The 13,342-nt window shown below is 64.2% G+C and carries 11 protein-coding genes and 1 pseudogene; 5 read left to right on the top strand and 7 right to left on the bottom strand.

The features are described from left to right. Positions 1–66: 66 nt before the first annotated feature. Complete coding sequence (ilvN, locus tag BWR18_RS05845; RefSeq protein ID WP_039687338.1) at positions 67–627, top strand: acetolactate synthase small subunit; 561 nt, start codon at positions 67–69, stop codon at positions 625–627. A gap of 28 nt (positions 628–655) precedes the next feature. Here ilvN and BWR18_RS05840 read toward each other — a convergent pair whose 3' ends face one another. Beyond that, complete coding sequence (locus BWR18_RS05840) at positions 656–1,453, bottom strand: helix-turn-helix domain-containing protein (RefSeq protein WP_076627121.1); 798 nt, start codon at positions 1,451–1,453, stop codon at positions 656–658. A 142-nt stretch (positions 1,454–1,595) separates the two neighbouring features. On the opposite strand from BWR18_RS05840, the gene BWR18_RS05835 reads away from it, so the two are divergent. From BWR18_RS05835 to BWR18_RS05825, 3 genes are all read left to right on the top strand, one after another. Continuing rightward, on the top strand, positions 1,596–2,042 hold the full coding sequence (locus tag BWR18_RS05835) for a hypothetical protein (RefSeq protein ID WP_157598662.1): 447 nt from the start codon (positions 1,596–1,598) through the stop codon (positions 2,040–2,042). 101 nt (positions 2,043–2,143) lie between these two features. Further along, positions 2,144–3,298, top strand: a complete 1,155-nt coding sequence (locus BWR18_RS05830) for an aromatic ring-hydroxylating oxygenase subunit alpha (protein WP_076627119.1) — start codon at positions 2,144–2,146, stop codon at positions 3,296–3,298. After that, a complete protein-coding gene (locus BWR18_RS05825; RefSeq protein WP_076627118.1) occupies positions 3,295–3,513 on the top strand; it encodes a hypothetical protein in 219 nt (72 codons plus the stop codon). The genes BWR18_RS05830 and BWR18_RS05825 overlap by 4 nt, the downstream gene beginning before the upstream one ends. Here the strand turns inward: BWR18_RS05825 and BWR18_RS05820 are convergent. The 6 genes and pseudogenes from BWR18_RS05820 to BWR18_RS05795 all read right to left on the bottom strand — a co-directional run bounded on the left by BWR18_RS05820 (position 3,510) and on the right by BWR18_RS05795 (position 11,977). Next, on the bottom strand, positions 3,510–4,304 hold the full coding sequence (locus tag BWR18_RS05820; protein ID WP_076630150.1) for a DUF2189 domain-containing protein: 795 nt from the start codon (positions 4,302–4,304) through the stop codon (positions 3,510–3,512). The genes BWR18_RS05825 and BWR18_RS05820 overlap by 4 nt on opposite strands. A 2-nt stretch (positions 4,305–4,306) precedes the next feature. Beyond that, the gene (locus BWR18_RS05815; RefSeq protein ID WP_076627117.1) at positions 4,307–5,716 is read right to left on the bottom strand and encodes an amidase; all 1,410 of its coding nucleotides are present in this window, start codon (positions 5,714–5,716) and stop codon (positions 4,307–4,309) included. A gap of 36 nt (positions 5,717–5,752) precedes the next feature. Continuing rightward, positions 5,753–6,877, bottom strand: coding sequence for a peptide chain release factor 2 (gene prfB, locus BWR18_RS05810; protein ID WP_076627116.1), 1,125 nt, complete (start codon positions 6,875–6,877; stop codon positions 5,753–5,755). 74 nt (positions 6,878–6,951) lie between these two features. Further along, positions 6,952–9,462 carry a penicillin-binding protein 1A gene (locus tag BWR18_RS05805; RefSeq protein WP_076627115.1) on the bottom strand — a complete coding sequence of 837 codons (2,511 nt, stop codon included), beginning with the start codon at positions 9,460–9,462 and terminating at the stop codon, positions 6,952–6,954. 101 nt (positions 9,463–9,563) lie between these two features. Then, complete coding sequence (locus BWR18_RS05800; protein WP_076627114.1) at positions 9,564–10,772, bottom strand: N-acetylmuramoyl-L-alanine amidase; 1,209 nt, start codon at positions 10,770–10,772, stop codon at positions 9,564–9,566. A gap of 63 nt (positions 10,773–10,835) precedes the next feature. After that, positions 10,836–11,977 (bottom strand): annotated as a pseudogene (locus BWR18_RS05795) (pyridoxal phosphate-dependent aminotransferase). 22 nt (positions 11,978–11,999) lie between these two features. On the opposite strand from BWR18_RS05795, the gene BWR18_RS05790 reads away from it, so the two are divergent. Then, positions 12,000–13,340 carry a M48 family metalloprotease gene (locus BWR18_RS05790; protein ID WP_157598661.1) on the top strand — a complete coding sequence of 447 codons (1,341 nt, stop codon included), beginning with the start codon at positions 12,000–12,002 and terminating at the stop codon, positions 13,338–13,340. Positions 13,341–13,342: the final 2 nt, after the last annotated feature.

Below are 13,342 nucleotides of genomic sequence, written 5' to 3'. Positions count from 1 at the left end.
ACGGCACCCAATAGCTCTCGCCAGAGCAGACCAGCCAAAAGCTCTCAATTTTGAAAGACCAGTGATATGTCCGCTCTAAAAATCAAAAAAGGCTCCACCAGCCACTCCGCCTATAACCTACGACCCACGTTCTCGGACGTTGAGGAACGGCATACGCTGGCCGTTCTGGTCGAGAATGAACCGGGTGTCCTGGCGCGGGTCATCGGCCTGTTTTCGGGTCGTGGCTACAATATCGAAAGCCTGACCGTGGCGGAGGTGGACCACACCGGCCACCTGTCGCGCATCACCATCGTGACCGTCGGCACGCCGCAGGTGATCGAGCAGATCAAGGCGCAGCTGGGCCGGATCGTGTCGGTGCATGAGGTCCACGACCTGACGGTCGAGGGGCCGTCGGTCGAGCGCGAGTTGGCGATGTTCAAAGTGGCCGGTCAGGGTGACAAGCGGGTCGAGGCGCTGCGCCTGGCGGACATCTTCCGCGCCAACGTGGTCGACAGCACGCTGGAAAGTTTCGTGTTCGAGATCACCGGCGCGCCCGACAAGATCGACGCCTTTGCCGATCTGATGCGCCCCCTGGGCCTGGTGGAAGTGGCGCGCACGGGCGTGGCCGCCCTGCCCCGCGGCGACTAGGTCCCGGGACCGTCACGCCCCCAAAAGCCTAGGCGAAGGGTTCACCCACCTTGAGCAGGCGCCGTTCGAACGGCGCCAATTCGTCGGCTGTGCAGTATCCAGCGCGACGCGCAGCCTCCTTTGCAGCGCCGAAACCGGTCCCAAGATATTCGTAGACCATGCGAACGATTCGGTCGTCGCCGATGGATTCCTTGATCGTGCGGGTCACGTAGCCGACCCAGAAGTTGTTTTCGAAGGACGTGACGCGGCTGAGATAATTGAACGACGCCGTATGGGCGCCGCGCCGCGAGATAAGCACGCTGACCCCGTCCTCCTGTTGCAGCACAAGGCCGCGAAACTCGCGCGCCTGCCGTGTGACCGACATGCCCTGGGTGCTGAGTGCGGCCCGCGTTTCGTAGCCGCGCAGCACGGTCGCGCCATTGTCGCGGAACACGCGGACCAGTCCGGTGACGTATTGGTCCTGTTCCAGAAAGCTACGCCGCGAAAAGCGGTAAAAGCCGGTCGGGAACATATCCTCGTCCACGGATTTGACGCCAACCCCCACATATTCCTTGAGAAATGGGCCTGTGAGCGGGTCGGCCCCTGATGCGATGTTTTGCACCGGTTCAAGCAGCACACGCGCATCGACGTCAAAGAAGTCACAAATTCGGGACAGCACATCAGGTCTGGGGAAGCTCTCTCCAGACAGATAGCGATTGAACTGTGTTCGATTGATGCCGAGCTGTCGAGACAGTTCGGAGATGGAGGGGTAGGCTTCGGCAAGAATCCGCAGATTTTCCCCGAACATGCTGCGCAATTCCGCCGGTGATCTGCGCATTTCGGGCATGGTCGTCTCTTCGTTCGTTCTGTGTCTGGAATGCTAATCGTTAATGTGACGCCATCCCGCGACTAGTACGTCGCTATCTGACGCCATTCAACGTCAACAGTGACGCTAAATTGCAACCACACGATACTGTTGCAGACACAAAATGCAAGCGGACGTTGCTGACTTAACCATGTTCGAAATGTCCAGAATTGAGTTTGATAAAGGGCGTCCAACTCTGGGTAGAACAATGATTGGTGTCATATTGTGGAGCGATCCTGCAACCGAGAAAGCAGTGATCTGGTGCGAGGATCAAGGCGACCTTGCATTTCTGTCCCGTGCAGATTGCGCGGATTTGCCTGACGTGTTTTTTGACGTTGGCGATGTCGTGCAATTTGGTGTGGTTACGAAAAAAACGGTGCGCCGGGTCAATCACGTCGCGCGCTTGCAACACAGTTTTGGCAAGCCGCTGGTTGACAGCCTGGCCAAGGCGCCCGCCCCGCAGCAGCCGCAGGTGGATGTGTCGGATTCGGCCGAGATCATTCCGTTTCGGCTGAACCCTGCCGCGCGGCCGATGCGCGCCACACAGCCCCAGCAGCGTCGCCGCGGCTAGTCCGCGCCAATGTCGGAGACAGCAAAGTGCTGTCGAAAACCTACGCGTTTCGTGTCTGAACCTGCGCTAGCCTGACCGGGTATCGCAGAGGGGGGACATGCATGGACATCACCGACATGGACGCAGTGCGCCAGCCTATTGCGTCGGCCCACGGGCTGCCGAATGCCCACTACATCGACCCAGGCGTTTTTGAAGAGGAACGGTCGGCGCTTTTGATGGCGGGCTGGTCCGGCTTGGCTGTTGCGTCGGATGTGGCGGAGCCGGGCGATGCCGTGCCCCTCACCTTTCTGGGCATGCCCCTTTTGCTGCTGCGGGACCGCACGGGTCAGGTCCGCGTCTTTTACAACATCTGCCGTCATCGCGGCATGATCCTGGTGGATGCGCCCCGCAAGATCGAGGGCGCCATTCGCTGCCCCTATCACAGCTGGTGCTATTCCACCGAAGGCCGCCTTGTGTCCACGCCGCATGTGGGCGGGCCGGGGCAAAACACGGTCGAGGGGATCGACAAGGCGCTTTTGGGCCTCAGAGAGGTGCGCAGCCATGTGTGGATGGATGTGGTATGGATCAATGTGTCAGGCACGGCCCCCGCATTTGAAGACGCCCATGCCGATCTGCTGGCGCGGTGGGCGGAGTTTGACAGGCCGCTACATCATGGTGGGGTGGACAGCCGGTTCGCACTGGCCGTCAACTGCAACTGGAAGCTTGCTGTCGAGAATTATTGCGAGAGCTATCACCTGCCTTGGGTGCATCCGGATCTGAACACCTATTCCCGGCTAGAGGATCATTATCATATCGAGGCGCCGGGCCGATACTCCGGTCAGGGCACGCTGGTCTATCGTCAGCTCAAGGACGGCGCGGGGCGGACATTTCCCGATTTCGAGGGGCTGAATGCGAAGTGGGACAGCGCGGCAGAGTACATCACGGCCTATCCCAATGTCCTGTTGGGTGTGCATCGGGACCATGTCTTTGCGATTATTCTGGTGCCTGAGAATGAGCGGCAGACCACGGAACATGTGCATCTTTACTACGCGCGGGCCGACACGGATCCGGACCTGCGCGAGCGTAACACCGCGCAGTGGAAACAGGTGTTCGAGGAAGACATCTTTGTCGTGGAAGGTATGCAGCGCGGACGCCATGCGCCGGGGTTTGACGGCGGGCGCTTCTCGCCCGCGATGGACGGGCCCACGCATCTCTTTCATGCTTGGGTTGCCGACCGGATGATCGCCCATCGCGCACAGGAGCAGGCAGCGGAATGAGCACGCTGGAGGCGCGGTTGCTGGCCGCCCATGCGGACGGCGACGGCATGGCGATGGTCGCGCTTTACAGGGAAGCGGCGGAGACTGCGCCGACGGAGGCGGAGCGCGCGTTTTTTCTGACCCAAGCGCATGTGTTCGCGATGGAGGTGGCGCATCCCGATGCCCGGACGCTTCGTGACACGCTGGTGCGCATGGGGCGCGAAACGCCGCTTTAGCGCTCGCCTGCGGCCATCTGGGCGTAGATGTGCCAGGAGGCGTGGCCGAGCCACGGCAGCACCACGATCAGGCCCAGAAGCCCCGGCAGCATGGCCAGAAATATCAGAATGACGATTACGGCGGCCCAGCTGAGCATCGGCACCATATGCGCCTGCACATGGCCCCAACTGGCGAGGATGGCGGTCATATAGTCCACTTCGCGCGCCAACAGCAGCGGCAGGCCAAGAACGCACATCGCGAAGAAGATGAAGGCAAAGATGCCCCCCACCACGGTGCCGAGCGCCATCATCATCAGGCCGTCGGGGGTCAGGAACACCTCGAACGAGGAAGTGACGTTGACCATGGGCCGCAAGCCCAGAAACAGCGCAAAGATCATGTGGCCGAGGAAGAACCAGAACAGGAGCGCAACCACCATCAGCATCGACAGCCACGGCATCTGGCGCCCGCGTTCGCGCCGCAGCCGCGACAGGACATCACCGATGCCCGCGCGTTCGCCGCGCCCGATCCGGCGCGAGACCTCGTATGTGCCAAGCGCACAGAGCGGTGCGACCAGCGGGAAACCAAAGACGGCAAGGATCAGCCAGAAGGTGTGCCCGGCCCACAGCGTCAGGCCCAAGAGCGCCCAACCGGCCAGCACAGCGCCCAGCCCCGTGAGGATGCCGAAGCCGGGGGCCGCCCGGAAATCCGCCCAGCCCGCGGCGAGTGCGGCGCGGATAAAACCGGGCTGCGGGGCCTGAAAGGGCGGAACACCGGCGGGCAATGCGGGGTATGGGTCGGCGGCTTGGGTCATCGTCACATCCCAGATGGCGGGCGGCGCGCGGGCCAGTTTGTCGCATCGTGCCACGTCTGCGCCAGCCGAAGCAACATCGCGTCACTGCCCCGCCGCCCGATCAGTTGCAGGCCCATGGGCAGATCATGCGGCCCGCCAAAGCCCGCGGGCACGCAGATCGCGGGCAGACCAAGGAGGCTGGCGGGGATCACCACCTCCATCCAGCGGTGGTAGGTGTCCATCGCCTGTCCCGCGATGCTGCGCGGCCAGTCGAGCGTCACGTCAAAGGGCCACATCTGTGCCGATGGCAGGGCGAGAACGTCGAACTGTTCGAAGAGCGTGGCGGCGGTTTTGAACCATTCCGAGCGGGTCACGCTGGCGCGATGCACCTCCATGGCCGACAGGGCGAGGCCGCGCTCGACCTCCCATATGGCGGTGTCCTTGAGGTGGGTCCGTTTGGTCGGGTCGGCATGGAGCACCCCAAGCCCGCCTGCGACGGCCCAACTGCGCAGCGTGATCCAGGAGTGCCACAGCGCGTCGCGGTCGAAGGGGGCGTTCAGCGCGTCGGTCGTGACGCCGAGGGTTTCCATTTGCGCAAGGGCGTCGGCGCAGAGGTCAAGGATCCCCTCTTCCATCGTCAGCGCGCCGCCCCAATCGCCAAGCCACCCGATCCGCATGCCGTCGGCCCCGCCGCTGATCTGCGGCAAGGTTGGGGGCGCATCGACGCCGTGCGGTTGGCGGGGGTCTGCGCCTGCCATCGTGTCAAGAAGGGCCGCGAGGTCGGCTGGGGTGCGGGCCATGGGGCCGTTGGTGGAGAGTTGGTGCAGGAAGCTGTCGCCTTGCGGTTCTGATGGGACCAGCCCCCAGCTTGGCCGCATGCCGTAGACGTTGTTCCAACCCGCCGGGTTGCGCAGGCTGCCCATCATGTCGGAGCCGTCCGCGACGCTGAGCATGGAGGTGGCCAGCGCCACCCCTGCCCCGCCCGAAGAACCGCCCGCGCTGCGCGATGTATCGTAAGGATTGCGCGTGGGACCGAAGACCGGGTTGATGCTGTGCGAGCCGAGACCAAACTCGGGTGTGTTCGTCTTGCCGATGATGATGGCACCTGCGGCCCGTAGCCGGGCCACCATGATGTCGTCGGACGCCGCAACCTGCCCGGCAAAGAGCGGTGAGCCCATGGAGGTTGGAAGGCCTGCGGCGTTGGCGAGGTCCTTGATTGCCATCGGGATGCCGTGCAACCAGCCGGTGTTGGGGGCGGCATCGGCGGCGCGCGCTTCCGCCATGAGCGTGTCCGGATCGCGCAGGGAGACGATGGCGTTGACGGCCGGATTGACCGCGTCGATCCGCGTCAACGTTTCGGCCATCAGGTCACTGGCCGACATCTCGCCCGCGTCCATCCGCGCCCGAAGCGCCAGTGCGCCTTGTTCGATCATCTGGTGGCCTCCCTCTGGTTTGGCAGGCCGGGGGCGTTAGTCGCCCTGCGCCTCTGCCCGGGACTTGCCCGACACGTCCAAGGCTAGCGTGGCCGCCATGAGCCCATCAAGGTCGCCGTCAAGCACGCCCTTGGTATCGGATGTCTCGAAGTTGGTGCGCAGGTCCTTGACCATCTGGTAGGGTTGCAGAACGTAAGAGCGGATCTGGTTGCCCCAGCCTGCATCCCCCTTGTTCTCGTGCATCTCGTTCACGGCGGCGTTGCGGCGGTCAAGTTCCATCTGGTAGAGACGGCTTTTGAGCGCCTTCATCGCGATGTCGCGGTTCTGGTGCTGCGACTTTTCCGAGCTGGTCACGACGATACCCGTGGGGGCGTGCGTGATCCGTACGGCGGAGTCGGTGGTGTTCACGTGCTGGCCGCCTGCGCCCGAGGACCGGTAGGTGTCGATGCGGATGTCGGCGGGGTTCACCTCGATCTCGATATTGTCGTCCACGACCGGGTAGACGCCCACGGAGGTGAAGCTGGTGTGCCGTTTGGCGGCGCTGTCGAAGGGGCTGATGCGGACCAGCCGGTGCACGCCGCTTTCGGATTTCAGCCAGCCATATGCGTTGGTGCCGCTGATCTTATAGGTGGCGGATTTGATCCCCGCCTCTTCACCCGCGGATTCGGATTGCAGTTCGACCTTGTAGCCCTTTTTTTCGGCCCAGCGGACATACATGCGGGCGAGCATGGCGGCCCAGTCGCAGCTTTCGGTGCCGCCCGCGCCCGAGTTGATCTCGAGGAAGGTGTCGTTGCCGTCCGCCTCGCCGTCCAGGAGCGCCTCCAGCTCTTTCTGCACGGCGGTTTCAGCAAGCGACTTGATCGCGACTTCGGCGTCGGCGACGACCTCGGCGTCTTCTTCCATCTCGCCCAACTCGATCAGTTCGATGTTGTCGGCGAGGTCCTGTTTGATCTTGTTATGGGTGTCCATGGCGTCGACCAGCATCTGGCGGTCGCGCATCAGCTTCTGTGCCGCGTCGGGATCGTCCCAGAGATTGGGGTCCTCGACCCGCGCGTTGAACTCTTCGAGCCGGTGCTGGGCCGTCTCGACATCGAGCCGTTGGGCCAGCAAAGCCACTGACTTTTCAATCTCTTCGACGACGTTCTGAATCTCGGCCCGCATGTCCAACCCTTCCTGGCAGAGCCTTGGGATAGCTCATGCCGGACGGGCCTACAAGATCAGTTGGCGCATGGCGATCAGTAGAGGCCGCCCGAGCTGAGCGTGCCGAAGTTTGCCTTGGGTCCGACGACCGCCTTTTTGCCAGTGGAGGTGGTCACCTCGCGGCCGCCGCCACCCGCTTCCTCAAAGAGCGGCAGGTCCGCGCCCATCGCGAAACCGCCGTCGAAGGTGATGCCGAATGTGGGCTCGAACCCGTCGCGGAAGCATTCGCTGACGACGTTGGGGCCTGATGCGTCATTGCTGAGACGGGCGCCGGTGAAGCGGTCGATCTTGATGAACATGCACTCGTCGGGCACGTCAAAGGCACCGCCGCCGTATTTGGCGATCGCCTCTTGCATGAAGATGTTGAACACCGGGCCGCACATGCCACCGCCCGAGGCGCCACGGCCGAGGCTGCGGGGCTGGTCGTAGCCGATGTAGCAGCCCGCGACGATGTCGCTGGAAAAGCCCACGAACCACACGTCCTTGGCGTCGTTGGTGGTGCCCGTCTTGCCCGCGATGGGCACGGGCAGCTTGACCGTGCCGGAGGCCGTGCCGCGGTCCACCACACCCTTCATCATCGAGGTGAGCTGGTAGGCTGTGACAGGGTCCATGATCTGTTCGCGGTTCGACACAACGCGCGGCGCGAACCCGGGATCAAGGCTGGCCAGCTGGGTGCAATCGCGGCATTCGCGCTGGTCATGGCGATAGACGGTGCGGCCAAAACGGTCCTGGACGCGGTCAACCAGCGTCGGCTCCACCCGCTCGCCACCATTGGCGAACATCGCGTAGGCCGACACCATCTGGTAGAGCGTCGTTTCCTCGGACCCGAGCGAGTTGGCAAGAAAACGGTTCATGTTGTCGTAGACGCCGAACCGTTCGGCGTAGTCGGCGACGATGTCCATGCCCACCTCTTCGGCGAGACGGATGGTCATCAGGTTCCGCGACCGTTCGATGCCCGTGCGGAGGGGCGTCGGGCCGTAGAACTTGTTGGACGAGTTGCGGGGGCGCCAGAGGCCCTGAGGCGTATTGATCTCAATGGGCGCGTCCACGACGATGGTTGCGGGCGAGTAGCCGCTGTCGAGGGCCGCGGCATAGACAAACGGCTTGAAGGACGAACCGGGCTGGCGCTTGGCCTGTGTGGCGCGGTTGAAGACGGAGTTCTGGTAGCTGAACCCGCCCTGCATCGCGATCACGCGGCCCGTGTTGACGTCCATCGCGACAAAGCCGCCTTGTGCGCGGGGCACCTGGCGCAAGGTCCAGCGGATGAAGGACCCGTCACTGTCCCCTGTCATGGCGCGCACATGCACCACGTCGCCCACTTCGAAATTGTCAAAGAAGTTGCCAGCGATCCACTGGATGTCCTCGCGCGGGACAACCGGTGCCGGATCGCCGTCCGCCCACCCTTCGATGCCGAGGCGCAGTTGCTGATCCTCGATTTCGAGCACGACGGCGGGCCGCCAGACACCGTTCAGGTCGATGTCGCGGGCCACGGGCAAGCTGCGCAAGGCCGCTTCCCATTCGCCAAGCTGGTCTGCTTCGATGCTCTTGCCGGTGCCACGCCACTGACCCAGTCCGCGATCATAGGTTTCCAACTGACGGCGCAGCGCATAGGCGGCGACGGGCTGCATTTCTGCGTCGATGGTGGCCCGGACGGTGTAGCCGCCGGTAAAGAATTCGCCCTCACCGAAATCCTCGCTCAGCTGGCGCCGGATTTCGTCGGTGAAGTAGTCGCGCGGGGGCAGTTCGGCCTTGAAGCTTTCAAAGTCGCCGTTCTGGACCGAGCGCAGGGGCATCGCGACTTCGGTCTCGTAGGTTGCCTCGTCCAGATAGCCGTTTTCCATCATCTCCTTGAGCACGAAGTTGCGGCGGTTCATCAGCCGGTCCTTGCGGCGCACGGGGTGATAGTCCGACGGCGCCTTGGGCAAGGAGGCGAGGAATGCCGCCTCGTGCGGGTCCAACTCGGTCAGCGTCTTGTTGAAATAGGTCTGGCTGGCGGCGGCCACGCCATAGGAGTTCTGGCCGAGGAAAATTTCGTTCAGGTACAGTTCGAGGATCTTTTCCTTGCTCAGCGCCTCTTCGACGCGAGCCGCGAGGATGATCTCCTTGATCTTGCGTTCGGCCTGGCGGTCGCCGGACAGAAGGAAGTTCTTCATAACCTGCTGGGTGATGGTCGAGGCGCCGCGCACGTCTTGGCCGCGGCTGCGCACCGCATCATAGGCCGCCGCACCGATCCCGCGCAGGTCATAGCCGTCATGTGTGTAGAAATTCTTGTCCTCGGCAGAGATGAACGCCTGTTTCACCAGATCGGGAATCGTATCGGCAGGGGCAAACAGGCGCCGTTCCTGCGCAAACTCGTCGATGATCTGCCCCTCACCGGAATAGATGCGGCTGATCGTGGCGGGCTGGTATTGGGCCAGCGACTCGTGGCTGGGCAGGTCGCGGCCATACATCCAGAACACGGCACCAACAGACAGCGCGACCATCGCGATACCCATCGTCACCGTGGTGAAGATGCCGCCAAAGAAGGAAAGAATGAACCGAAACATGACCGCTCGCACCTGTTATCTACGGTTGCTTTTATCAGGGTATACGCGAGGCGGCGAACAGGGTCAAAAGCAACGCCGCGCGATCCCGCCGATGTGAACGGCTATTGCCGGATCAGCGGCTGCATGGCCAGGTCATCGTCGCGCCATTGCAGGATACCGGTGGCCAGCGCCTCGACCATCACGGCGCGCCAGACGGGGTCGCGCAGATTGGCAAGGTCGCGCGCGTCCGACAGGAACCCCACCTCGACCAGGACCGAGGGGATGTCGGCGCTTTTGAGCACCGAGAACGCAGCCTCCCGCCGGGGGCGTCGGTTCATGGGCCCGCCTGCGGTGTCCATCGCGCCAATCAGCGCGCTTGCGAGCGTGTCGGTGCGTGGCATGGTTTCGGTGCGCGCCAGGTCCATGAGGACCGCGGCCACCTGATCATCGGTGCCGCTGAGATCGACACCGGCGAGGATGTCCGCCCGATCATGTTGTGCCGCCAATTGGGCGGAGGCCGCATCGCTCGCCTCTTCCGACAGGGTGTAGACGGTCGCACCCCGCGCCTGCCCCTGGCTGAGCGCGTCGGCATGGAGCGAGATGAACGCATCGGCCCCCACCTGGTGGGCCAGCGCGACCCGCCCGGTCAGCGACACGAATGTATCGGTGTCGCGGGTCAGCACAACCTCGACCCCGCCTGCCCGCCGCAGGGCGTCCCGGAGGGCGATCCCGATATCGAGCATCAGTTCCTTTTCACTGGTCGTCTCGCGCACGGCGCCGGGGTCAATGCCGCCATGGCCGGGGTCGATCACCACGACGAAACTGTCGTCCTGGAGGGCCTGTGGCGGGGCCGCGGCCTGCACCCCCCAATCGGCGTCACCGGGTGGGCCGGCCTGCGCGGCGAACGCGGTCATGTCCGCGCCGCGCAGCGTGATCTGCAGATCGGCGCGGCCCGAGGCAGGATCGACCGGCATGGCAATCGTTTCGGGCACCATGGGTTCGGCGAGGTCCATGACCAAGCGCGACCAGCCCGGTTTGAACGCGCCAAAGCGCAGGGCCGCGATGCGTCCGGCTTCGGGCAGCAGCGTGTCGGGTGTGATGCCGGTGAAATCGACCTCGCGGAAATCGACGACCAGCCGCGGTGGCTCGGCCAAGGTGAAGACACGGAAGGGCACGCCCTGGCTGAGGCCAAGAGTGATCTCGGCCCCGCCAAACCACCCGTCTGCGATATCGCTGCGCGCCGGGTCGACGCGCGCAAGACCCGACAGGTCCTGCGCTGGGACCGCCGCCGCGCATAACCACATCATCACCGCGATCAGGATTGCCCGCATCACCACTGCCCTTTTTGTTTTAAGGGCAGTCTACCGGGTTCACGCGGCGCCGGGAATCCCCCTTCAGCGGCTTGCCATGAATTCCTTGAGCCTGCGCAGCCCTTCGGCGATGTCCTCGGTTGTGCGTGCATAGGAAAAGCGCAGCGTCTGGTGCCCGCGCACCGGGTCGAAATCGAGCCCCGGTGTGACGGCGACACCCGCCTTGTCGAGGATCTCGGCGGCAAAGGCGCGGCTGTCCTGCGTCAGATCGGACACGTCGGCGTAGACGTAGAAGGCCCCGTCGGGCGGCGCGATCCTGTCAAAGCCTGCCTGCTGCAACCCATCCAGCATCAGCGCCCGGTTGGCCCGATAGACGTCGAGATTGGCCTCGAGTTCTTCGCCGGCGTCCATGGCGGCGAGCGCTGCGACCTGGCTGGCGTGCGGGGGCAGATGAACATGTTCTGCGCCAGCCGTTCGACCACACGCACGTGATCCTCGGGCACAACCATCCAGCCGATACGCCAGCCGGTCATCGAGAAGTACTTGGAGAACGAGTTGATCACGTAAACGTCGTCGCTGACATTCAGGGCGCTGACGGCCTGCGCCTCGTATTCGATGCCGTGATAGATCTCGTCGCTGATGAAGCTGGCCCCTGCCCCTTGGGTCGCACCGATCAGGTCTGACATCGCTGCGTGGTCCAGCATTGTGCCTGTGGGATTGGCGGGCGACGCAACGAGCAGCCCTTGCAGGTCCAGCCCGTTGAAATCACCTGGCACCGGTTGGTAGCGATTTGCGGCGCTCGTCGGCAGATCGACCGGTGTCAGGCCCAGCCCCGTCAGGATCTGGCGGTAGCTTGGATAGCCGGGCGCGCCGATACCCACACGGTCGCCGCTGTCAAAGAGCGCGTTGAAGGCAAGGACGAAGCCGCCCGACGCGCCGGAGGTGACGATGACCCGGTCGGGGTTCAGGTCGATGTCGTACCAGTCGCCATAAAGCCGGGCGATGCGCGCCCGCAGCGCAGGCAGACCCAGCGCCACGGTGTAGCCCAATGGCCCCGCGTCCATTGCCGCGGCCAATGCGCGAATGGCCGCCTGCGGTGCACCGGTGCCCGGTTGGCCCACTTCCATATGAATGATGTGCCGCCCGGCGTCCTCGGCTGCCCGTGCGGCCTCCATCACGTCCATCACAATGAAGGGATCGACATCGCTGCGTCTTGAGGTTCGCATGGGGTCTCCTATGATCCGGGCCATGACCTTTCATACCCTGACGCGGGTGGCGTCAATCCTGATCGTATCGCTCGCGCTTGCCTTGCCCGCGCGCGCGGTCACTCTGTTGCGCGACGCGGACATGGAATACGCGCTTGCGCAGGTCGCAGCGCCCGTCCTCAAAGCGGCGGGCCTGAGTGCATCCCGCACCAAGATCCTGGTGGTCGATGACAGTTCGCTCAACGCTTTTGTGATCAGCAACGACGCCATCTACATCCACTCCGGCCTCATCAGCCGCATGGACCGGGCCGCGATGCTACAGGCGGTGATCGCGCATGAAGCGGCCCATATCGCGAACGGGCACATCACGCGGCGGATGACAAATATCGGCAATGCGCGCACCGCTGCGGGGCTGGGCCAGGCGCTGGCCATTCTGGCAGCGGCGGCGGGCGCTGGCGAAGGGGCCGTGGCCATCGGGATCGGCACGCAGAGTGCGGCCGAGCGCGCCTTTCTGCGGCACACGCGGGCCGAGGAAAGCTCGGCCGACCAATCGGGCGCGCGGTATCTGCGCAGCGCCGGGATCGACGTGACGGGTATGCTGGACGTGTTTCGCCTGTTTCGCGGTCAGGAAGCGCTGAGCGAGAGCCGGCAGGACCCCTATGTGCGGTCACACCCGCTGAGCCGTGATAGATTGCGCGCGATTGAAGGGTTTGCGGCAGCCTATGGCACTGGCGGTGCGAGCGATGCGGCGGCCTGGGATTACTGGTTCATGCGCGCCAAGGGCAAGCTGACCGCCTACAGCCGCAGGCCAAGCTGGACGCTGAACCGCTTAGGTGAGACCGGATATCAGGACATCGCCCTTATGCGCGAAGCAATGGCGCGGCACCGCAACTCGGACACAAGGCGCGCGCTTTCCGCCATCGACAGGGCCATCGCCCTGCGCCCCACCGACCCGTTTCTATATGACCTGAAGGGCCAAATCCTGATGGAGACCCAGCAGTTTGCGGCGGCAGCCAACACCCATGCGCGCGCGGTGCAATTGCGCCCCAATGACGGGCTGTTGCAGGCCGGTTACGGGCGGGCCCTGCTGGCGGCGGGCAATGCGCGCGCGGCCCTGCCCGCGCTTGAGCAGGCGCGTCGCATCGACTTTCGCGACGGCTCCATGCTGCGGGATCTGAGCGTGGCCTATGCCCGGTCCGGCCAGCGCGGCATGGCATCGCTGATCACGGCCGAACGATACGCCCTGCGCGGGCGCCTCGAAGATGCCGGGATCCATGCCAAACGCGCCACCGGGCTGCTGGCTGTCGGGTCCGGCCCTTGGCAACGGGCGCAGGATGTGCTCCTTGCCTCTGAACGCGCCGAAAAGCGCAACAAACGGAGATAGCC

The organism is Tateyamaria omphalii, assembly GCF_001969365.1.
GTDB classification, from domain to species: domain Bacteria; phylum Pseudomonadota; class Alphaproteobacteria; order Rhodobacterales; family Rhodobacteraceae; genus Tateyamaria; species Tateyamaria omphalii_A.
The sequence above is the reverse complement of the archived record's forward strand: the minus strand, read 5'-3'. Positions and strand labels throughout refer to the sequence as shown.